Source organism: Phytoamicus setariae (assembly GCF_016722925.1).
Classification (GTDB): domain Bacteria; phylum Pseudomonadota; class Alphaproteobacteria; order Rhizobiales; family Rhizobiaceae; genus Rhizobium_E; species Rhizobium_E setariae.
In genome coordinates this window covers 1-22,755 of sequence record NZ_JAEQNC010000016.1, presented here as the reverse complement: position 1 = coordinate 22,755, position 22,755 = coordinate 1, and the positions used below count along the sequence as shown (strand labels likewise).

The following is a 22,755-nucleotide window of genomic DNA, read 5'->3' as shown; positions in this document are numbered from 1 at the left end:
CATGGCGGATGGGGTAAAACCGGCGAATCTGGCGTGCCGGTGCAATCCGTGGAAAGAGTTTAATGATAAGACTGATCGGCTACTTCTTCGGTTTGGGCACTGTGCTGTTTTTGGGAGCGGCGATGGTGCTCACTGCCTATCTCGGGGAAGTCACGAAGGATCTTCCGGATTATGAGGTGCTGGCGAGCTACTCTCCGCCCGTGACCACCCGGGTGCATGCGGACGACGGCCGACTGATCGCCGAGTTTGCCCGCGAGCGGCGTCTGTTCCTGCCGATCCAGGCGATCCCCGACCGCGTCAAGGCTGCGTTCCTGTCGGCAGAAGACAAGAATTTCTACCAGCACGCCGGCGTCGATTTTCAGGGCCTTGTCCGCGCCGTCGCCGTAAACGTCCAGAACATGGGGTCCGGTCGCCGGCCCGTCGGGGCGTCCACGATTACCCAGCAGGTCGCCAAGAACTTTCTTCTGAGTGCAGACCAGACGATCGACCGCAAGGTCAAGGAAGCGATCCTGGCCTTCCGCATCGAGCAGGCCTATTCGAAGGACCGCATTCTCGAGCTTTATCTCAACGAGATTTTCTTCGGCCTGAATTCCTATGGTCTTGCGAGCGCCGCGCTCACCTATTTTGACAAGCCCGTCACCGAGCTTTCAATCGCTGAGGCTGCCTATCTCGCATCCTTGCCGAAGGGACCATCCAACTATCATCCCTTCCGCCATCGGGAAGCGGCGCTCGAGCGTCGCAACTGGGTGATCGATCGGATGGTCGAGAACGGCTACGTCACCAAAGAGGACGGAGAGCAGGCCAAGGAATCCGATCTCGGCGTAAGCACCAAGCGCACCACGCCGTACCTGTTCGCGTCGGACTATTTTGCCAGTGAGGTCCGTCGTCAGCTGATGGACAAGTACGGCGAGGATGCCCTTTACGAAGGCGGCCTTTCGGTGCGCACGTCGCTCGATCCCAAGCTGCAGCTGTTTGCCCGCAAAGCATTGCAAGACGGCTTGATCAACTATGACGAAATGCGTGGTTTCCACGGCGTGATCAAGCAAATCGATGCGGGCGCCGATTGGGGAATACCGCTCTCGAAGGTCGTGCCGTTCCGCGACGTGCCGGAGTGGAAGCTCGCAATTGTGCTTGCGACGGATGAGGGGGGTGTCGATATCGGTATTCGCCCCGAGGTCGACGCCGCAGGCAAGATCGATGAAGCCCGCGCTACCGGTCGTATCGACGCCAAAGCAATGAAATGGGCCTATAGATCGCCCACCGGCGAGCGGAAGACGGCAAAGAATCCCACAGGTGTCCTGACGCCTGGCGATGTTGTCTACGTGGAGCGGCTGGCCGATACGGGCAGCTACAGGCTTCGCCAGCCCCCGAAGGTGCAGGGTGGTTTCATCGCCATGGACCCGCATACGGGGCGCGTGCTTGCCATGGTTGGTGGTTTTTCCTACGGCCAATCGGAGTTCAACCGCGCGACGCAGGCAATGCGCCAGCCTGGATCTTCGTTCAAGCCGTTCGTCTATGCAGCCGCGCTCGACAATGGTTACACGCCAGCCTCGGTTGTTCTCGATGCACCGATCGAAATAGTGTCCGGCGGTCAGGTATGGCGGCCGCAGAACTACGGCGGCGGCTCGGCCGGCCCCTCGACGCTTCGCCTGGGCATTGAAAAGTCGAGAAACCTGATGACGGTGCGACTGGCCAATGACATGGGCATGAACCTCGTTGCCGAATATGCCGAGCGTTTCGGCATCTATGACAAGATGCAGCCGGTGCTGTCGATGTCGCTGGGTTCCGGCGAAACGACAGTCATGCGCATGGTGGCTGCCTATTCGGTGTTGGCCAATGGTGGCAAGCAGATAAAGCCGACAGTGATCGACCGTATCCAGGATCGCTACGGCAAGACGATCTTCAAGCACGAAGAGCGCATCTGCCAGACCTGCAATGCTGACGAATGGGCCGGACAAGGCGAACCGGAGGTGATCGATAATCGCGAGCAGGTTCTCGATCCGATGACTGCCTACCAGATTACCTCGATGATGCAGGGTGTCATCCTGCGCGGCACAGCCGCCGGCAAGGTCAAGCTCGACAGCGAGGTCGCAGGCAAGAGCGGCACCACCAACGATGAGAAGGACGCATGGTTCGTTGGCTATACGCCAAATCTCGTTGCCGGCGTCTATATGGGCTTCGATGACCCCAAGCCGCTCGGTCGCGGTGCAACGGGCGGTTCGCTTGCAGCTCCGCTGTTCAATAATTTCATGCAGCCAGCGCTCAAGGGCGAGAAGCCTGAAAAGTTCATCGTGCCTGAAGGCATGAAGTTGATCGCGGTCAATCGCAAGACCGGCATGCAGGCCATGGAAGGCGAACCTGAGACGATCATGGAAGCCTTTAAGCCCGGGACCGGACCGGCCGATGTATTCTCGGTCATCGGTGCCGAGGGCTATGCCTCTCCGGAAGAAATCCTGAACTCCTCCCAGCAGGCGAAGGATGCCGTCCAGAAGGGGCAGGGCGGTCTCTTCTGACCGGCCTTTTGACCTTTTCTGCGGCTTTACTTTGAAAGCGCCAGTCACTATGTGACGGGCCGAATGATGAATTCCAAACGGTGGAAAACTGAATGCGCAATGAAATCGTGAATGTAGTCGATGAAATCAAGCAGGCCGTAAGCTTGCTGAGGAGGCATCTTTGACTGGGACCAGGCGGTAAGACGACTGGATTGGCTGAACAACAAGGCCGAAGATCCCAACCTCTGGAACGACCCGCAGGAAGCGCAGAAATTGATGCGCGAACGCCAGCAGCTCGATGATGGAATTTCCAGCGTCCGCAAGTTCGAAGCGGATCTGCAGGAAAACATCGACCTTATCGAGCTCGGTGAAATGGAAGGTGACCAGGAGGTCATCCGCGACGCGGAAAACTCGCTCAAGGCAATGCTGGTCGAGGCCAATCGCCGGCAGGTCGAGGCGATGCTTTCCGGCGAGGCCGATTCCAACGACACCTATCTCGAAGTTCATTCGGGTGCGGGCGGCACTGAAAGCCAGGACTGGGCGAACATACTGCTGCGCATGTATACACGCTGGGCGGAGCGCCAGGGTTTCAAGGTCGAAGTGCTCGAAATGCACGATGGCGAAGAAGCCGGCATCAAATCAGCGACCATCATGGTCAAGGGCCACAACGCCTATGGCTGGCTGAAGACCGAATCTGGCGTTCATCGTCTGGTGCGGATCTCGCCCTATGACAGCAATGCGCGGCGCCATACCTCGTTCTCGTCAATCTGGGTGTATCCGGTCGTCGACGACTCGATCAACATCGAGATCAACGAAAGCGATTGCCGAATCGATACCTACCGCGCCTCCGGTTCGGGTGGTCAGCACATCAATACGACCGACTCGGCGGTGCGCATCACACATATTCCCACGGGAATCGCGGTGGCCTGCCAGCAGGAGCGCTCACAGCACAAGAACAAGGCCAAGGCCTGGGACATGCTGCGCTCGCGCCTCTACGAGGTCGAGCTCGAAAAGCGCGAGGCTGCGGCCAATGCCGAAGCCGCATCCAAGACCGATATCGGCTGGGGACACCAGATTCGTTCCTACGTTCTGCAGCCCTACCAGATGGTCAAGGACATGCGGACCGGCGTGGAAAGTTCGGCGCCTTCCGACGTGCTGGACGGGGATCTGAACCCGTTCATGGAAGCCGCGCTTGCCCACCGAATCTCGGGCAAGGCTGATGCCGTTGTGGACGATCTGGCGTAAGGCTAAGTGCGCCGAACCGGCAAGGATTAAAGGTTCGGCGGGCCCGACGGCATGAAGCTAGGTTTGCACCCGGTCTTCAGTACTAGAATAGTGAGTGAACCCGGACGGCGAATGGCTGCTCGTCCGGGTTCTTTCATTTCAAACGCGATCGCGCCGTTGCATCGGGGAAGGCGATTGTGGGCAATCCCAAACTTTCTTCGCAAAACCGCTTGTCTTTTCAGATCAAATTGAATATCACGCGGCCATCCCATTCAGAGCGGCGCGTTTCGCGAAGTCTGGACAGGGGCGTAGGGGTATAGCTCAGTTGGTAGAGCGGCGGTCTCCAAAACCGCAGGTCGTCGGTTCAAGCCCGGCTGCCCCTGCCATTCAACAGCAGCGTTGCGGCGACGCGCGCATGGCGCAATGTTACCATCGCTGGAAAAAGCTTCGATTGCCCCTTGTTAAAAAGGGAATCGGAGTTTATGTAAGGTTTAAATCAGACACGCGGTGCGTGGGGCTGGCATAGTCAGCTTTACGCGCCGAAATGGCGTGAGCAGTCAATGGCATCCAAAACCAACCCGTTTTCGTTTCTGCAGCAGGTCCGCTCTGAGACGGCAAAAGTGACTTGGCCGACCCGGCGCGAAACCATGATCTCCACGATGATGGTATTCATCATGGCTGGCTTGGCGGCGATCTTTTTCTTTCTCGCCGATTGGCTGATGGGTTGGGTCATTGGCCTTATCCTGAATGTCGGCTTCTAATTTCGGACGGAGATGAAGATGGCGGCACGCTGGTACATTGTTCACGCATATTCGAATTTCGAGAAGAAAGTCGCTGAATCCATCGAAGATAAGGCTCGCCAGAAGGGCTTGAGCCATCTCTTCGAGCGCATCGTCGTGCCGACCGAGAAGGTTGTTGAGATTCGCCGTGGTCGCAAGGTCGACAGCGAGCGCAAGTTCTTCCCGGGCTACGTGATGGTTCGCGCAACGTTGACGGATGAGGCTTATCATCTGATCAAGAATACGCCGAAGGTCACCGGCTTTCTGGGTTCCGATTCCCGGCCGGTGCCGATTCCGGACTCCGAAGCTGAGCGCATTCTGAACCAGGTTCAGGATGGCGTCGAGCATCCGAAGCCGTCCGTATCCTTCGAAGTTGGTGAACAAGTGCGTGTGGCCGATGGGCCGTTCGCTTCGTTCAACGGCATCGTGCAGGATGTCGACGAGGAACGCTCCCGCCTCAAGGTGGAAGTCTCGATTTTCGGCCGCGCTACGCCGGTCGAGCTTGAATACGGTCAGGTCGAAAAGGTCTGATGAAAAACTGGGTGGCGGGCTTGCCCGTCGCCCTTTTGCGCGTGGGAGACGTGGGGCTTTAGCCGGTCCCGATAAATGTCGGACCACGCAACCGCAGCCGTCAGCCTTCGGGTTGGCATTCGGGCCGGGAAACCGGCTCTAACCGGTTCCGGATCGCATGTTGCGAACGGAACCTGAAGAAGAGGCAGAGAAATGGCTAAAAAAGTAGCAGGCCAGCTCAAGCTGCAGGTAAAGGCAGGATCGGCAAACCCGTCCCCGCCGATCGGCCCTGCACTTGGTCAGCGCGGCATCAACATTATGGAATTCTGCAAGTCGTTCAACGCAGCGACCCAGGAAATGGAAAAGGGTATGCCGATCCCGGTCGTCATCACCTACTACCAGGACAAGTCCTTCACCTACGCGATGAAGCAGCCGCCGGTATCCTATTTCCTCAAGAAGGAAGCCAAGATTACTGCTGGTTCCAAGACTCCTGGCAAGGCAAAGGCCGGCTCGATCACCCGTGATCAGGTCCGCAAGATTGCTGAAGCCAAGATGAAGGACCTGAACGCTGCCGACGTCGAAGGCGCTATGGCCATGGTCGAAGGTTCCGCCCGCTCCATGGGCCTGACGGTTGAGGGTTGATCATGCCGAAGATTGCAAAGCGTATTCAGAAGATCCGCGAAGGCGTCGACCCCAACAAGTCCTACGGTCTTGATGAGGCGATCTCCATGGTGAAGGCTCGCGCCGTCGCCAAGTTCGACGAAACCATTGAAATTGCGATGAACCTCGGTGTTGACCCGCGTCATGCCGACCAGATGGTTCGTGGCGTTGTGAACCTGCCGAACGGCACTGGCCGCGACGTTCGCGTTGCTGTATTTGCCCGTGGCGCCAAGGCTGACGAAGCCAAGGCTGCTGGTGCAGACATCGTTGGTGCAGAAGACCTGCTCGACATCGTCCTCGGCGGCAAGATCGATTTCGATCGTTGCATTGCTACCCCGGACATGATGCCGCTGGTCGGTCGCCTCGGTAAGGTACTCGGCCCGCGCGGCATGATGCCGAACCCGAAGGTCGGCACCGTGACCGTCGACGTCGCTGGCGCCGTCAAGGCGTCCAAGGGCGGCGCTGTCGAGTTCCGCGTCGAAAAGGCTGGTATCGTCCATGCCGGTATCGGCAAGGCTTCGTTCGCAGCCAAGGCTCTTGAAGAAAACATCCGCGCTTTCGCTGACGCCGTCGTCAAGGCGAAGCCGGCTGGCGCCAAGGGCAACTATCTCAAGAAGATCGCGATCTCCTCGACCCAGGGTCCTGGCGTGAAGGTCGATCCGGCCACCATCTCGGCCGCTTGATTGGTTTCATGGGAGCCTTCCATCGGGCTCTCTCAAGAATTTCCCGGCCTTCGGGCCGGGGAATGATGGGGCAACCCATCGAATTTCCTGTCCGAGATTGCAGGTGGTCAACCTTAATCACTTGGCCTGCATGAGACGGTTGAGATCCGGTTTCCGCGACGCAAGTCGCAAAGAACGGTTCGAACCTTGGATGCCTTGTGTTGCATTTCGCGAGAAATGAGACGCGAGGGGACAGGATCCTCGAGCGCCGCTTGGGATCATTCCCATGCGGCAAAAGGCAACCCGGCAGGGTCCACGGCTTCAATGTGGTCCTGCTTAACTGGAGTGAGACAGTGGATAGAGCGGAAAAACGCGAATTCGTCTCCGAACTGAACGAGGTCTTCAAGGCTTCGGGCTCAGTCGTCGTGGCGAGCTATGCTGGCGTCACGGTCGCGCAGATGAACGATCTTCGTTCAAGAATGCGCGCATCCGGCGGCACCGTCAAAGTCGCGAAGAACCGCCTGGCCAAGATCGCTCTTCAGGGCACGGAGTCGGAAAAGATCGCTGATCTTTTCAAGGGACAGACGCTGATTTGTTTCAGCGAAGACCCGATCACGGCTCCCAAGATTGCGTCTGAATTCGCCAAGACCAATGACAAGCTTGTCATTATTGGCGGTTCCATGGGCGCAACAAGTCTTGATGCTGATGGCGTCAAAGCGCTTGCGACCCTTCCGTCGCTTGATGAACTGCGTGCAAAGCTGGTGGGTATGATTCAGACCCCTGCTTCGCGCATCGCGCAGGTTGTCAACGCACCGGCAGGCCAGCTCGCCCGCGTGTTCGCAGCATATGCCGAGAAGAGCGAAGCCGCATAAGGCGGTACTTCGCTGTCAACAATACCAACCAAGTTCGAACTGAAAATAAGGAATAGTAAAATGGCTGATCTCGCAAAGATCGTTGAAGACCTCTCCAGCCTGACCGTGCTGGAAGCTGCAGAACTCTCCAAGATGCTTGAAGAAAAGTGGGGCGTTTCCGCTGCTGCTCCGGTTGCTGCTGCTGCCGCTGCTGCTGCTCCGGCTGCTGCCGTTGAAGAAAAGACTGAATTTGACGTTGTTCTCGCCGATGCCGGCGCCAACAAGATCAACGTGATCAAGGAAGTCCGCGCCATCACCGGCCTCGGCCTCAAGGAAGCCAAGGACCTCGTCGACGGCGCTCCGAAGACTGTCAAGGAAGCTGTCTCCAAGGCAGAAGCCGAAGACCTTAAGAAGAAGCTTGAAGCCGCTGGCGCCAAGATCGAACTTAAGTAACACACATAACGGCGGGGGATGGTGTTTCACCATCTCCCACTGTCCGTTCTGCCGAACCGGTTACCCAAAAGCCTGAAACAGGCTTTTGGGTATTGGGTTCTAAAGATAAGAGTACCCGAGTTGATGACGGAGCCGTTTGGCCAGCGGTAACCGTCTGTTGCAGGCCCGAATGCTAAAACCGATAGGAGCGACGATGGCTCAGACCCTTTCATTCAATGGTCGTAGGCGCGTACGCAAGTTTTTTGGAAAAATCCCGGAAGTCGCAGAAATGCCGAACCTCATCGAGGTTCAGAAGGCATCCTACGACCAATTCCTGATGGTGGACGAGCCAGTTGGCGGTCGCCCCGATGAAGGCTTGAACGCTGTTTTTAAGTCCGTGTTCCCGATTACCGATTTCTCGGGCGCGGCAATGCTGGAATTCGTGTCCTACGAATTCGAGCCGCCGAAATTCGACGTTGATGAATGCCGCCAGCGCGACCTGACCTACGCAGCTCCACTCAAGGTGACGCTGCGTCTTATCGTGTTCGATATCGATGAAGACACCGGTTCCAAGTCCATCAAGGACATCAAGGAACAGAGCGTTTACATGGGCGACATGCCGCTCATGACCAACAATGGTACCTTCATTGTCAACGGCACCGAGCGCGTCATCGTTTCGCAGATGCATCGTTCTCCGGGCGTGTTCTTCGACCACGACAAGGGCAAAAGCCACTCGTCGGGCAAGCTGCTGTTTGCTGCCCGCGTGATTCCGTATCGCGGTTCCTGGTTGGACATCGAATTCGATGCCAAGGACATCGTCTATGCGCGTATCGACCGCCGCCGAAAGATTCCGGTGTCGTCGCTGCTTATGGCGCTTGGCATGGATAGCGAAGACATCCTGTCGACCTTCTACACCAAATCCCTTTACGAACGCGACGGCAAGGGATGGCGTGTGCCGTTCAATGCCGAAACGCTCAAGGGCACAAAGGTCATTACCGATCTCATCGATGCCGATAGCGGCGAAGTGGTGGTCGAGGCCGGCAAGAAGCTCACTCCGCGCCTGATTCGTCAGCTTACGGAGAAGGGTCTGAAGGCGCTGCGCGCAACCGACGAAGAGCTCTACGGCAACTACCTTGCCGAGGACATGGTCAACCCGGCCACCGGTGAGATCTACCTCGAAGCTGGTGACGAGATCGACGAAAAGACGCTTCCGCTGATCCTCGATTCCGGTTTCGAAGAAATCCCGGTTCTCGACATCGACCATATCAATGTCGGCGCCTACATCCGCAACACGATCAACGTGGACAAGAACGAGAACCGTCAGGATGCTCTGTTCGACATCTACCGCGTCATGCGTCCGGGTGAACCGCCGACAATGGAATCGGCTGAAGCGATGTTCCAGTCGCTGTTCTTCGACGCCGAGCGTTACGACCTTTCGGCCGTCGGTCGCGTCAAGATGAACATGCGTCTCGACCTCGACGTCGCCGATACGGTTCGCGTTCTGCGCAAGGACGACATCCTGGCAGTGGTCAAGATGCTGGTCGACCTGCGCGACGGCAAGGGCGAAATCGACGACATCGACAACCTCGGCAACCGCCGTGTCCGTTCGGTCGGCGAGCTGATGGAAAATCAGTACCGTCTCGGTCTGCTTCGCATGGAGCGCGCGATCAAGGAACGTATGTCCTCGATCGAAATCGACACCGTGATGCCGCAGGACCTGATCAACGCGAAGCCGGCGGCTGCCGCCGTTCGCGAATTCTTCGGCTCCTCGCAGCTGTCGCAGTTCATGGACCAGGTCAATCCGCTGTCGGAAATCACCCACAAGCGTCGTCTTTCGGCTCTTGGACCCGGTGGTCTGACCCGCGAACGCGCAGGCTTCGAAGTCCGCGACGTGCATCCGACCCACTATGGCCGTATCTGCCCGATCGAAACGCCGGAAGGCCCGAATATCGGTCTGATCAATTCGCTCGCTACCTTCGCACGCGTCAACAAGTACGGCTTCATCGAGAGCCCGTACCGCAAGATCGTCGATGGCAAGCTGACCAGCGAAGTCATCTATCTCTCGGCAATGGAAGAAGCGAAGTACTACATCGCACAGGCCAATTCCGTGATGAATGACGACGCCACGTTTGCGGAAGAGTTCGTCGTCTGCCGTCATGCCGGCGACGTCATGCTCGCACCGCGCGACACGATCAATCTCATGGACGTTTCGCCGAAGCAGGTTGTTTCGGTCGCTGCGGCGCTCATCCCGTTCCTCGAGAACGACGACGCCAACCGCGCGCTCATGGGCTCGAACATGCAGCGTCAGGCCGTTCCGCTGCTCCGCGCCGAAGCCCCGTTTGTGGGTACCGGCATGGAGCCGGTCGTTGCTCGTGACTCCGGCGCTGCTATCGGCGCTCGTCGCGGCGGCGTGGTCGACCAGGTGGACGCGACGCGTATCGTTATTCGTGCAACCGAAGACCTCGATCCGGGCAAGTCCGGCGTCGATATCTACCGGCTGCAGAAGTACCAGCGCTCGAACCAGAACACCTGCATCAACCAGCGTCCGCTGGTCACTGTTGGTGACATCCTGAACAAGGGCGACATCATCGCTGACGGTCCCTCGACCGATCTCGGCGATCTGGCGCTCGGCCGCAACGCGCTCGTCGCGTTCATGCCTTGGAACGGTTACAACTACGAAGACTCGATCCTGCTTTCCGAACGGATTGTGTCGGACGACGTGTTCACCTCCATTCACATCGAAGAATTCGAAGTGATGGCCCGCGACACCAAGCTTGGTCCGGAAGAAATCACCCGCGACATTCCGAACGTTTCGGAAGAAGCGCTGAAGAACCTCGACGAAGCCGGTATCGTTTACATCGGTGCGGAAGTGACGCCAGGCGATATCCTCGTCGGCAAGATCACGCCGAAGGGTGAAAGCCCGATGACGCCGGAAGAAAAGCTTCTGCGCGCCATCTTCGGTGAAAAGGCTTCCGACGTTCGCGACACGTCCATGCGCATGCCCCCGGGCACCTACGGCACAGTCGTCGAAGTTCGCGTTTTCAATCGCCACGGCGTTGAAAAGGACGAACGCGCCATGGCCATCGAACGCGAGGAAATCGAGCGTCTCGCCAAGGACCGTGACGACGAACAGGCAATCCTCGACCGTAACGTCTACGGCCGCCTAGTCGAGATGCTGCAGGGTCATGTGGCGATTGCTGGTCCGAAGGGCTTCAAGAAGGGCACCGAACTGGCTCGTCCGATCATCACCGAATATCCCCGCTCGCAATGGTGGATGTTCGCTGTCGAGGACGAGAAGGCTCAGGGCGAGCTTGAATCGCTCCGCGGCCAGTACGACGAGTCCAAGTCGCTGCTCGAACAGCGTTTCATGGACAAGGTCGAGAAGGTCCAGCGCGGTGATGAAATGCCGCCGGGCGTCATGAAGATGGTCAAGGTTTTCGTCGCTGTGAAGCGCAAGATCCAGCCAGGCGACAAGATGGCCGGCCGTCACGGCAACAAGGGTGTCGTGTCTCGCATCGTTCCGGTCGAAGACATGCCGTTCCTCGCGGATGGTACGTCGGTTGACGTCGTGCTCAACCCGCTCGGCGTTCCGTCGCGCATGAATGTCGGTCAGATCCTCGAAACCCATCTGGGTTGGGCCTGCGCCGGCATGGGCCGCCAGATCGGCGATATGATCGAAGCCTACAAGGCCTCGGGCAATATCGAACCGCTGAAGGTAACCATGACCGAGCTTATGGGCTCCGGTCCGAAGGCCGAACCGGTCAAGGATTTCGACGACGAGTCGCTCGTGCGCCTCGCTGAACAGTCCAGGAAGGGTGTGTCGATCGCGACTCCGGTCTTCGACGGTGCGCATGAAGCCGACATCAACGTGCTGCTCGAGCAGGCCGGCCTGTCCAATACCGGACAGTCGACTCTGTATGACGGCCGCACAGGCGAGGAATTCGACAGACAGGTGACTGTGGGCTATATCTACATGCTCAAGCTCAACCACCTAGTCGATGACAAGATCCACGCCCGTTCGATCGGTCCGTACTCGCTCGTCACCCAGCAGCCGCTTGGTGGTAAGGCCCAGTTCGGTGGTCAGCGCTTCGGGGAAATGGAAGTCTGGGCTCTGGAAGCCTACGGCGCCGCCTACACCCTGCAGGAAATGCTGACGGTGAAGTCGGACGACGTCGCCGGCCGTACCAAAGTCTACGAAGCCATCGTTCGCGGAGACGATACGTTCGAAGCCGGTATCCCGGAAAGCTTCAACGTTCTCGTCAAGGAAATGCGCTCACTCGGTCTGTCGGTCGAACTCGAGAACACGATCGTCGACGAAGCGCAGGCTGAATTGCCTGACGCGGCCGAGTAAGGTTCTGTCACTTGCCGCGCGCAAAGCTGATGTTTTGCGCGCGGCCTCGCCGTTTTTCCGTTTCGCATGTCAATGCGTCGAGCGGATCAGGACGGTGAAACGCCGCGAGAAGCGGTATGAAACATTAAGGAGGCGGCGGGTTTTTGCTCCAGAAAACCAGCCCCGCTTCCATTTTCAGGGTATGGCGACCCCAAGGAGACAGGCATGAACCAAGAGGTCATGAATCTTTTCAACCCGCAGGCCCCGGCGCAGGTGTTCGACTCCATCCGGATTTCGATCGCTTCGCCCGAGAAGATTCTTTCCTGGTCCTACGGCGAAATCAAGAAGCCGGAGACCATCAACTACCGCACATTCAAGCCGGAACGTGACGGTCTGTTCTGCGCGCGCATCTTCGGTCCGATCAAGGATTACGAATGCCTGTGCGGCAAGTACAAGCGCATGAAGTACAAGGGCATCATCTGCGAAAAGTGCGGCGTCGAAGTCACGCTGTCGCGCGTTCGCCGCGAGCGCATGGGCCATATCGAGCTTGCCGCGCCCGTCGCCCACATCTGGTTCCTGAAGTCGCTGCCGAGCCGCATTTCGACGCTGCTCGACATGACGCTGAAGGATGTCGAACGCGTTCTTTACTTCGAAAACTATCTCGTCACCGAGCCCGGCCTTACCGCGCTCAAGGAACACCAGCTGCTCTCGGAAGAAGAGTACATGCTTGCTGTTGACGAGTACGGCGAAGACCAGTTCACCGCCATGATCGGCGCTGAAGCCATCTATGAGATGCTGGCGAGCCTCGAGCTTGAAAGGATCGCTGGCGAACTGCGCACGGATCTGGCGGAAACGACGTCTGATCTGAAGCAGAAGAAGCTGATGAAGCGTCTGAAGATCGTCGAAAACTTCATGGAATCCGGCAACAAGCCGGAATGGATGATCATGAAGGTCGTGCCGGTGATCCCGCCGGACCTGCGCCCGCTTGTTCCCCTGGATGGCGGCCGTTTCGCGACTTCGGACCTGAACGACCTGTATCGCCGCGTCATCAACCGTAACAACCGTCTGAAGCGCTTGATCGAACTGCGCGCCCCGGGCATCATCATCCGCAACGAAAAGCGCATGCTGCAGGAAGCTGTCGATGCGTTGTTCGACAACGGCCGCCGCGGCCGCGTCATCACCGGCGCCAACAAGCGTCCGCTGAAGTCGCTGTCCGACATGCTCAAGGGCAAGCAAGGCCGCTTCCGTCAGAACCTGCTCGGCAAGCGCGTCGACTATTCCGGCCGTTCGGTCATCGTGACCGGCCCGGAACTGAAGCTGCACCAATGCGGCCTGCCGAAGAAGATGGCGCTCGAACTGTTCAAGCCGTTCATCTACGCACGCCTTGACGCCAAGGGTTTCTCCTCGACCGTCAAGCAGGCCAAGAAGCTGGTCGAAAAGGAAAAGCCGGAAGTCTGGGATATTCTCGACGAGGTCATCCGCGAACATCCGGTCCTGCTCAACCGCGCACCGACTCTGCACCGCCTGGGCATCCAGGCGTTCGAGCCGACGCTGGTCGAAGGCAAGGCCATTCAGCTGCATCCGCTCGTCTGCACCGCCTTCAACGCCGACTTTGACGGCGACCAGATGGCTGTTCACGTGCCGCTGTCGCTGGAAGCCCAGCTTGAAGCCCGCGTGCTGATGATGTCGACCAACAACATCCTGCACCCGGCCAACGGCGCACCGATCATCGTTCCGTCACAGGACATGGTCCTCGGCCTCTACTACCTGTCGATTGTCGCACAGGGTGAGCCGGGCGAAGGCATGGTGTTCTCCGATCTCGGTGAACTCCAGCATGCGCTCGAAAATAAGGTGGTCACGCTGCATTCGAAAATCCGCGGTCGTTTCAAGACCGTTGATCGCGAGGGCAACCCCGTTTCGAAGATCTATGAGACCACGCCTGGTCGCATGATCGTCGGCGAATTGCTGCCGAAGAACCCTGACGTTCCTTTCGATGTCTGCAACCAGGAACTGACCAAGAAGAACATCTCCAAGATGATCGACACGGTCTACCGCCATTGCGGCCAGAAGGACACGGTCATTTTCTGTGACCGCATCATGCAGCTCGGCTTTGCCCACGCCTGCCGCGCCGGCATTTCGTTCGGCAAGGACGACATGGTCATCCCGGCATCGAAGTACACGATCGTCGATGACACCGAGAGCCTGGTCAAGGAATACGAGCAGCAGTACAACGACGGCCTCATCACCCAGGGCGAGAAGTACAACAAGGTTGTCGACGCCTGGGGCAAGGCGACCGAAAAGGTCGCTGACGAAATGATGCAGCGCCTGAAGGCTGTTGAGTTCCTGCCGAGCGGTCGTCAGAAGCAGATGAACTCGATCTACATGATGAGCCACTCGGGGGCTCGTGGTTCTCCGAAGCAGATGTCCCAGCTCGGCGGCATGCGCGGCCTGATGGCCAAGCCGGATGGCTCGATCATCGAAACGCCGATCACGTCGAACTTCAAGGAAGGTCTGACCGTTAACGAGTACTTCAACTCGACCCACGGTGCCCGTAAGGGTCTTGCAGACACCGCGCTGAAGACGGCGAACTCCGGTTACCTGACGCGTCGTCTTGTCGACGTCGCCCAGGATTGCATCGTCACGCATGTCGATTGCGGCACCGAGACCGGTCTGACCATGACCGCCATCGTTGACGCCGGCCAGGTCGTTGCCTCCATCGGCCAGCGTATCCTCGGCCGTACGGCACTGGATGACATCGACAACCCGCTGACTGGCGAGAACATCGTCAAGGCCGGTACGATGATCCAGGAAATCGATGTCATCGCCATCGAGAAGTGCGGTATCCAGTCGGTCCGTATCCGTTCGGCACTGACCTGCGAAATCCGCACCGGCATCTGCGGCGTCTGCTACGGCCGCGACCTTGCTCGCGGAACGCCAGTCAACATGGGTGAAGCTGTCGGCGTCATCGCCGCTCAGTCGATCGGCGAGCCGGGCACCCAGTTGACCATGCGCACGTTCCACCTTGGTGGCACGGCAACCGTGGTCGACAGCTCGTTCCTGGAAGCCTCCTACGAGGGTACGATCCAGATCAAGAACCGCAACATGCTGCGCAACTCAGAAGGCGTTCTCGTCGCCATGGGCCGCAACATGGCGGTCACGATCCTGGACGAGCGCGGCGTGGAACGTTCCTCGCAGCGCGTCGCCTACGGTTCGAAGATCCATGTCGATGACGGCGACAAGGTTCGTCGCGGTCAGCGTCTTGCAGAGTGGGACCCGTACACGCGTCCGATCCTGACGGAAGTCGCCGGCCGTATCGAGTTCGAAGATGTCGTCGACGGCATCTCGGTCCTCGAAGCGACCGACGAATCCACGGGTATCACCAAGCGCCAGGTAATCGACTGGCGTTCGACCCCGCGCGGGACGGATCTGAAGCCGGCAATCGTTCTGAAGGACGAGAGCGGCAACATCCTGAAGCTCGCCCGTGGTGGTGACGCCCGTTACTTCCTGTCCGTCGAGGCCATTCTTTCGGTCGAGCCGGGTCAGAAGGTTTCCCAGGGTGACGTGCTCGCACGTTCGCCGATGGAAAGCGCCAAGACCAAGGACATCACCGGTGGTCTGCCGCGCGTTGCCGAACTCTTCGAAGCACGCCGCCCGAAGGATCACGCGATCATCGCCGAAATCGATGGTACGATCCGCCTCGGCCGTGACTACAAGAACAAGCGTCGCGTCATCATCGAGCCAGCGGAAGACGGTGTCGAGCCGGTCGAATACCTGATCCCGAAGGGCAAGCCCTTCCACCTTCAGGAAGGCGACTTCATCGAAAAGGGCGACTACATCCTCGATGGCAACCCGGCGCCGCACGACATTCTGGCCATCAAGGGCGTGGAGGCACTCGCTTCCTATCTCGTCAATGAAATCCAGGAAGTCTACCGTCTGCAGGGCGTGTTGATCAACGACAAGCACATCGAGGTGATCGTTCGCCAGATGCTGCAGAAGGTCGAGATCACGGAGCAGGGCGACACCACCTATATTCCGGGCGACAACGTCGATCGGATTGAACTGGAGGAAGTCAACGAGCGCCTGATCGAGGAAGGCAAGAAGCCTGCTTACGGCGAGCCTGTCCTTCTCGGTATCACCAAGGCGTCGCTGCAGACCCCGTCGTTCATCTCCGCCGCGTCCTTCCAGGAAACGACGAAGGTGCTGACCGAGGCTGCGATCGCCGGCAAGCGTGATACGCTGCAGGGCCTTAAGGAGAACGTCATCGTCGGCCGCCTCATCCCGGCCGGTACTGGCGGCACCATGACCCAGATCCGCCGGATCGCCATGGCCCGCGACGACATGATCCTCGAAGAGCGCAAGCGTGGCTCGGGTGCGGAAGACGCAACCCCGATGCTGCAGGACCTCGCAAGCGAAGTTCCTGCCGGCGAATAATCGCTGACCAAGTACTAGAATTGAAAACCGCCGGGGCAGCCCGGCGGTTTTTTTGTTGCGACCATCCTGCTCAAGCAGCATTTCTTCCGGGCAACTTAACCGTAACGACCTAATACCTCGCAGCGCTTGTAATAAAGATCTAAAATAAGTATGTTATCCGTTACTTGCCGCCGAATACTTGTATCTGCGCCTTACCGCGATCTGTCGCTGGGGAATGCCCGGCCGCGTCTGTAGCCTGCGTCCATGCTGACTGCGGCAGCGCCGTTGCCCGTCATTTTAAGTTGTGCCAGTTCATCTCAATCGGCGTCGGGCAAATTGCCAATATGTTTATCCGGATAGCAAGCCGGGGAGGGATCTTTATCCAACATGCCACCCCAACCGGCTTCATTGCAGATCTCGGCGCTATGGATGTGAGTGCCTTTCGCGGGAACCATCCCGGTAATGTAAAGGGAGGAGATGACTGTGGCCAGGATAAAGGTCGGCAACGCGATGCCGGAATATGGCTTCTTCGGAGATTTCTATGATGAAACCAGCCTTGTGCTGAAATCTCACACCGGAAAAAGGGCGGTCTATGAGGATGTGAGCGGCGCCCAGATTGTCTTGCAGGGGAATGGGCTTGCATTTGCGGGGGACAATATCACCAAGGGCAAAGTTACGGGTGTACTGTTCCTGGATGGCAGCGGCGGCACCCTGATTTCCGTGTCAGACGGCACCTTCGACGCACGCAAGCTTTCGCAAGCATTTATCAAGAATGACGACATTTGGGAGTTCATGACACAGCTCACGGCCGGCAATGACAAGATCTACGGAAGCAACGTCGGCAACGATTTCGGTTTCGGCGAAAACCACGGAAATGATCTGATCGTGGCGGGGAAAGCAGGGTCCTATATGGCAGGTTCCGAGGGCAACGATACGATGAGGGGCGGTGCCGGTTGGGACACAATATCATTTGCAGGCACTTTCTGGAGTGCAGATGACAAGCACGGCATCACTCTGGATGCGACCAAGGGAACAATATCAGACAGTTGGGGCGACAAGGACAAATTCGACACCAGGTTCGAGGAGTTCGATGGTTCGGTCTACCGGGATGTGATGAAAGGCAGCAGTCGTGACGAAGCCTTTGCTGGAATGAAAGGGGCGGATGTCATCGATGGTGGCGGAGGGTGGGATGAGCTGCGCTATCACCGAGACGAACGCTTTAATGGTGACGATGGTATTGTCGCCAGTCTAGCCAATGGCACAATTCTGGATGGTTTCGGCACGATCGACAAAGTCAAAAACATCGAGGCAGTCTACGGCACCTATTTTGACGACAGGTTTACTGGAGACAGCCGTGATAACCAGTTTAGGGGTATCAGCGGCGTCGATTCATTCGATGGCGGCAAGGGCAAGGATGAAGTGAACTTCGACTGGTGGGAGGATCTGGGGCAACACGGTGTAGAAGTTGATCTGTCTCTAACCAGCAACCAGATCAAGGATGACGGCTTCGGCAACACTGAAACGACAAAGAGCATTGAAGCGCTCGGAGGCGGAGATTTCGACGACAAGCTGACACTGGGTTCTTCAGGAGGTTGGGCCAATGGCAAGGGAGGCAATGACATCCTGACGGCGGGTGCTGCGGGAGACTCGCTCGAGGGCGGAGATGGCGACGACACCTTCGTCTTTCTCACGTCCTTGAGCATCGGCACCAGAAGTGGAACGCACAGCGTCATCGACGATTTCGAGCAGGGGAACGATCAAATCGATCTCTCTGCAATCAATGGACTGAGCTTCATAGGCACCAACGCGTTTAGCAACGTCGCAGGCGAACTGCGCTATCTGCAGGCCGGCAACAACACATTCCTGTTGGGAGATGCCAATGGCGATGGAACGGCTGATTTTGCGCTCGAACTGAAAGGTACGGTCGACCTTGTCGGTGGCGATCTGCTCTTGTGAAACCTCGCCTGCAGCTAGATCGCGCAAAGGTGCGCGATCCTAGCTAAACCGGATGATCGCCACTTCGCCCTCGAGTGCACCCTGATAAGCCGAAGCATGTGGCTCTTCGTCGGGTTCACCCATGATGGTGCCGATCTGGTCGAGGTCGGCCTCGTGGAAGCCCTCTTCCGACAGGGCGTTCAGCGCGTCGCGCACCGCGGTGTCGTCGTCAGGCGCGCGCAGCATCACATGGATGTCGATACCCTCGTTGTCGCCTTCTGCATATGCTTTGCCAATGATGATGAAGACGAAACCCTCTTTAGGGTCGTTGTCGTTGACGGCGTCTTCCATGGCATTTTCTTTCCTGTTGGCGCGGGCAGCGGAGTTTCTCCTGGTGCGCAGTTGCTTGTGATTCTGTCTTAAGAATCAGAAGTGACCGGACAAAGACAATCCACCGGCCCAATCGCCGCAAATTATCGCTTTAGCCGACGCCGTTCAAACGGAATATTGTGTTAACGGGAGGTTAAGTGGTAAATTGCCCGCAAGGCGGTGTTTTGCAGGCCGGCTGAGAATGGTGCCACGCTTGCAAGTCCGTGGTTTCCAGCGCTTCGGAGCAAAATATTACCGGAGGCCCTTGACTGTAAAGGTGAATGGCTTTAGTACCCGGCCCATCAGAGCCGATGTGGGGCTGGCTGGTTCGGGACGACGCGTCCTGAAGTTCGCTCCAAACAAGGTTCGCTAAAGCACGTTGATACGAGATTGCTGCACGCATGATGCTCCTTTTACGAGGGGTATCCTCTGTTTTTTCGGGTCATCTGCCAACTATGGTGGATCGGTCCGGTTTTTGCGCATGATGTATTGTGTGGAAAGTGCCGGAGACGGCGTCGTATGGCCCGAAAGGGTTAGGAAAACAGTTTTCTAAAGGGATGGTTACATGCCTACCGTAAACCAGCTGATCCGCAAGCCACGTCAGGCACAGGTAAAGCGCAACAAGGTGCCTGCTCTGCAGGAAAACCCGCAGAAGCGTGGTGTATGCACCCGCGTGTACACAACGACCCCGAAGAAGCCGAACTCGGCGCTTCGTAAGGTTGCAAAGATCCGCCTGGTCAATGGCTTCGAAGTCATCGGCTACATTCCCGGCGAAGGCCATAACCTGCAGGAGCACTCCGTTGTGATGATCCGCGGCGGCCGCGTAAAGGACCTTCCGGGCGTTCGCTACCACATCATCCGCGGTGTTCTCGATACTCAGGGTGTCAAGAACCGTAAGCAGCGCCGCTCCAAGTACGGTGCGAAGCGTCCGAAGTAATTCGGATTAACGGAATTCGGCGCTGCGCGAGGTTCTCCGCGTGATGAGCGCCAGCAACAGTTAAGAGACGATAGATATGTCCAGACGTCATAAAGCAGAAAAGCGCGAGATCAACCCGGACCCGAAGTTCGGCGATCTGGTGGTCACCAAGTTCATGAACGCCATCATGTATGATGGTAAGAAGTCCGTCGCTGAAACCATCGTTTACGGCGCGTTCGACGCTGCCCAGGCGAAGGCGAAGGCTGAGCCGATCGGTCTCTTCCATCAGGCGCTCGACAACATCGCGCCGCATGTCGAAGTCCGTTCGCGCCGCGTCGGTGGTGCCACCTACCAGGTTCCGGTCGACGTTCGTCCCGAGCGCCGTCAGGCTCTCGCGATCCGTTGGCTGATCACTGCTGCCCGCAAGCGCAACGAAACCACGATGATCGATCGCCTCTGCGGCGAACTGCTGGATGCCGCGAACAACCGCGGTTCTGCTGTGAAGAAGCGCGAAGACACGCACAAGATGGCGGAAGCCAACCGTGCGTTCTCGCACTACCGCTGGTAATCATCGAAAGAGAGGCAGTCTGTTATGGCTCGCGAATATAAAATCGAAGACTACCGCAATTTCGGTATCATGGCGCACATCGACGCCGGCAAGACGACGACCACCGAGCGTATTCTTTACTACACCGGCAAGTCGCACAAGATCGGCGAAGTTCATGACGGCGCAGCCACCATGGACTGGATGGAGCAGGAACAGGAACGCGGCATCACGATCACGTCTGCTGCCACCACGACCTACTGGAAAGGCCGTGACGGCAAGGCTCGTCGTTTCAACATCATCGACACACCAGGCCACGTCGACTTCACCATCGAAGTCGAGCGTTCGCTCCGCGTTCTCGACGGCGCCATTGCGCTGCTCGACGCCAATGCCGGTGTTGAGCCGCAGACCGAAACCGTCTGGCGTCAGGCTGAAAAGTACAACGTCCCGCGGATGATCTTCTGCAATAAGATGGACAAGACCGGTGCCGATTTCTATCGTTCGGTGGAGATGATCAAGACCCGTCTCGGTGCGACCGCTGTGGTTTGCCAGCTGCCGATCGGCGCTGAAGCCGAATTCAAGGGCGTCGTCGACCTGATCGAGATGAACGCTCTGGTCTGGCGCGACGAATCGCTCGGCGCCCAGTGGGACGTCGTCGAGATCCCCGAGGACATGAAGGCCAAGGCTGAAGAATATCGCGAAAAGCTGATCGAGACCGTTGTCGAGATCGACGAAGCCGCGATGGAAGCCTACCTCGAAGGCAACATGCCTGACAACGACCAGATCCGCGCGCTCATCCGTCGCGGCACGATCGACGTCAAGTTCCATCCGATGTTCTGCGGCACGGCCTTCAAGAACAAGGGCGTTCAGCCTTTGCTCGACGCCGTTGTCGATTACCTGCCGTCGCCGCTCGACATACCGGCGATCAAGGGCATCGACTTCAAGACCGAAGCCGAAATCGAACGTCACCCTGACGACAGCGAGCCGCTTTCGATGCTGGCCTTCAAGATCATGAACGACCCGTTCGTCGGTTCGCTCACGTTCTGCCGCATCTATTCCGGCAAGCTCGAGAAGGGCTCGTCTGTGATGAACACGGTCAAGGACAAGCGCGAGCGCGTCGGCCGTATGCTGCAGATGCACTCGAACAGCCGCGAAGACATCGAAGAAGCCTTTGCTGGCGACATCGTCGCGCTCGCTGGCCTCAAGGATGCCACGACCGGTGACACGCTCTGCGATCCGCTGAAGCCGGTCATCCTGGAACGCATGGAATTCCCCGAGCCGGTCATTCAGATCGCCATCGAGCCGAAGTCCAAGGGCGACCAGGAAAAGATGGGCCTTGCGCTTAGCCGCCTGGCGGCCGAAGATCCTTCGTTCCGCGTCAAGACCGACGAAGAATCCGGCCAGACAATCATCGCCGGCATGGGTGAACTTCACCTCGATATCCTCGTTGACCGCATGCGTCGCGAGTTCAAGGTTGAAGCAACCGTCGGCGAGCCGCAGGTCGCTTATCGCGAAACGATCACGCGCGAGCATACCGAAGACTACACTCACAAGAAGCAGTCTGGCGGTACTGGCCAGTTTGCCCGCGTCAAGCTCGTCTTCAAGCCGAATCCCGATGGCGACGAATTCAAGTTCGAGTCCAAGATTGTCGGTGGTGCGGTGCCGAAGGAATACATCCCAGGCGTCGAAAAGGGTATCCTCAGCGTTCTGAGCTCCGGTCCGCTGGCTGGCTTCCCGATGCTCGGTGTCCAGGCGACGCTGATCGACGGGGCCTTCCATGATGTCGACTCGTCGGTTCTGGCGTTCGAAATCGCATCCCGCGCCTGCTTCCGCGAAGCCGCGAAGAAGGCCGGTGCTCAGCTTCTCGAGCCGATGATGAAGGTCGAAGTCGTGACGCCTGAGGACTATGTGGGTGACTGCATCGGTGACCTCAATGCCCGTCGTGGCCAGATCCAGGGCCAGGAAGCACGTGGCGTTGCTGTCGTGATTAACGCAAATGTGCCGCTCGCCAACATGTTCAAGTATGTTGACAAGCTGCGTTCGATGTCCCAGGGCCGCGCCCAGTACACGATGACGTTCGATCACTACGCACCGGTTCCTGCGAATGTCGCCCAGGAAATCCAGGCTAAGTATTCCGGTCAGCGTTGATCGGAATACCCCAAACGAATTGAAGAAATTGCAACCCCTCATGGGGTGATAGAATGGAGAGCTTACAATGGGTAAGAGCAAGTTTGAGCGGAACAAGCCGCACGTCAACATTGGCACGATCGGTCACGTCGACCACGGCAAGACGTCGCTAACGGCCGCGATCACCAAGTATTTCGGCGAGTTCAAGGCGTATGACCAGATCGACGCCGCTCCGGAAGAAAAGGCACGCGGCATCACCATTTCGACGGCGCACGTCGAATATGAAACGCCGGCCCGCCACTACGCCCACGTTGACTGCCCCGGCCACGCCGACTACGTCAAGAACATGATCACCGGTGCTGCGCAGATGGACGGCGCGATCCTGGTTTGCTCGGCTGCCGACGGCCCGATGCCGCAGACCCGCGAGCACATCCTGCTCGCTCGTCAGGTTGGCGTTCCGGCGATCGTCGTGTTCCTCAACAAGGTCGACCAGGTCGACGACGCCGAGCTTCTC

At 58.1% G+C, this 22,755-nt stretch carries 16 protein-coding genes and 1 tRNA gene; 16 read left to right on the top strand and 1 reads right to left on the bottom strand.

The genetic code is table 11. The features are described 5' to 3' along the window. The first annotated feature begins 62 nt into the window (after nt 1–62). The 12 genes from JJB09_RS22580 (at nt 63) to JJB09_RS22525 (ending at nt 18,306) form a co-directional block, all read left to right on the top strand. Nucleotides 63–2,513, top strand: coding sequence for a penicillin-binding protein 1A (locus tag JJB09_RS22580; RefSeq protein WP_201663354.1), 2,451 nt, complete (start codon nt 63–65; stop codon nt 2,511–2,513). A 92-nt stretch (nt 2,514–2,605) separates the two neighbouring features. Continuing rightward, a protein-coding gene (prfB, locus tag JJB09_RS22575; protein ID WP_201663353.1) for a peptide chain release factor 2 occupies nt 2,606–3,737 on the top strand; the annotation gives its coding sequence in 2 pieces (ribosomal slippage) (nt 2,606–2,674 and nt 2,676–3,737; 1,131 coding nt in all). Nucleotides 3,738–4,026: 289 nt separating this feature from the next. Next, nucleotides 4,027–4,102 (top strand) — tRNA-Trp (locus tag JJB09_RS22570). 174 nt (nt 4,103–4,276) lie between these two features. Next, the gene (gene secE / locus JJB09_RS22565; protein ID WP_201663352.1) at nt 4,277–4,477 is read left to right on the top strand and encodes a preprotein translocase subunit SecE; all 201 of its coding nucleotides are present in this window, start codon (nt 4,277–4,279) and stop codon (nt 4,475–4,477) included. 18 nt (nt 4,478–4,495) lie between these two features. Continuing rightward, complete coding sequence (nusG, locus tag JJB09_RS22560) at nt 4,496–5,026, top strand: transcription termination/antitermination protein NusG (protein WP_201663351.1); 531 nt, start codon at nt 4,496–4,498, stop codon at nt 5,024–5,026. A 192-nt stretch (nt 5,027–5,218) separates the two neighbouring features. After that, nucleotides 5,219–5,647 carry a 50S ribosomal protein L11 gene (rplK, locus tag JJB09_RS22555; RefSeq protein ID WP_201663350.1) on the top strand — a complete coding sequence of 143 codons (429 nt, stop codon included), beginning with the start codon at nt 5,219–5,221 and terminating at the stop codon, nt 5,645–5,647. Nucleotides 5,648–5,649: 2 nt separating this feature from the next. Next, nucleotides 5,650–6,348 (top strand): 50S ribosomal protein L1, encoded by a 699-nt coding sequence (gene rplA, locus JJB09_RS22550; protein ID WP_201663349.1) that lies wholly within the window; start codon nt 5,650–5,652, stop codon nt 6,346–6,348. A gap of 332 nt (nt 6,349–6,680) precedes the next feature. Next, nucleotides 6,681–7,199: a 50S ribosomal protein L10 gene (rplJ, locus tag JJB09_RS22545; protein ID WP_201663348.1), complete on the top strand. Its 519-nt coding sequence runs from the start codon at nt 6,681–6,683 to the stop codon at nt 7,197–7,199. 60 nt (nt 7,200–7,259) lie between these two features. Further along, the gene (gene rplL, locus JJB09_RS22540) at nt 7,260–7,631 is read left to right on the top strand and encodes a 50S ribosomal protein L7/L12 (RefSeq protein ID WP_201663347.1); all 372 of its coding nucleotides are present in this window, start codon (nt 7,260–7,262) and stop codon (nt 7,629–7,631) included. 193 nt (nt 7,632–7,824) lie between these two features. Next, nucleotides 7,825–11,961, top strand: coding sequence for a DNA-directed RNA polymerase subunit beta (gene rpoB, locus JJB09_RS22535; RefSeq protein ID WP_201663346.1), 4,137 nt, complete (start codon nt 7,825–7,827; stop codon nt 11,959–11,961). A 204-nt stretch (nt 11,962–12,165) separates the two neighbouring features. Further along, nucleotides 12,166–16,371, top strand: a complete 4,206-nt coding sequence (gene rpoC, locus JJB09_RS22530; protein WP_201663345.1) for a DNA-directed RNA polymerase subunit beta' — start codon at nt 12,166–12,168, stop codon at nt 16,369–16,371. A gap of 489 nt (nt 16,372–16,860) precedes the next feature. Next, the gene (locus JJB09_RS22525) at nt 16,861–18,306 is read left to right on the top strand and encodes a calcium-binding protein (protein WP_201663344.1); all 1,446 of its coding nucleotides are present in this window, start codon (nt 16,861–16,863) and stop codon (nt 18,304–18,306) included. Between the two features lie 39 nt (nt 18,307–18,345). Here JJB09_RS22525 and JJB09_RS22520 read toward each other — a convergent pair whose 3' ends face one another. Then, entirely contained in the window at nt 18,346–18,636 is a 291-nt protein-coding gene (locus JJB09_RS22520) for a transcriptional regulator (RefSeq protein ID WP_201663343.1), read from the bottom strand. 583 nt (nt 18,637–19,219) lie between these two features. Between JJB09_RS22520 and rpsL the strand changes: the two genes are divergently transcribed. The 4 genes from rpsL to JJB09_RS22500 form a co-directional block, all read left to right on the top strand. Further along, nucleotides 19,220–19,591: a 30S ribosomal protein S12 gene (gene rpsL / locus JJB09_RS22515; protein ID WP_137153564.1), complete on the top strand. Its 372-nt coding sequence runs from the start codon at nt 19,220–19,222 to the stop codon at nt 19,589–19,591. A gap of 76 nt (nt 19,592–19,667) precedes the next feature. Beyond that, nucleotides 19,668–20,138 carry a 30S ribosomal protein S7 gene (gene rpsG, locus JJB09_RS22510; RefSeq protein ID WP_201663342.1) on the top strand — a complete coding sequence of 157 codons (471 nt, stop codon included), beginning with the start codon at nt 19,668–19,670 and terminating at the stop codon, nt 20,136–20,138. Nucleotides 20,139–20,162: 24 nt separating this feature from the next. Then, nucleotides 20,163–22,262, top strand: coding sequence for an elongation factor G (gene fusA / locus JJB09_RS22505; protein WP_201663341.1), 2,100 nt, complete (start codon nt 20,163–20,165; stop codon nt 22,260–22,262). Between the two features lie 67 nt (nt 22,263–22,329). After that, on the top strand, nt 22,330–22,755 hold a 426-nt coding region (locus tag JJB09_RS22500), incomplete at its 3' end, for a GTP-binding protein (RefSeq protein WP_201663340.1).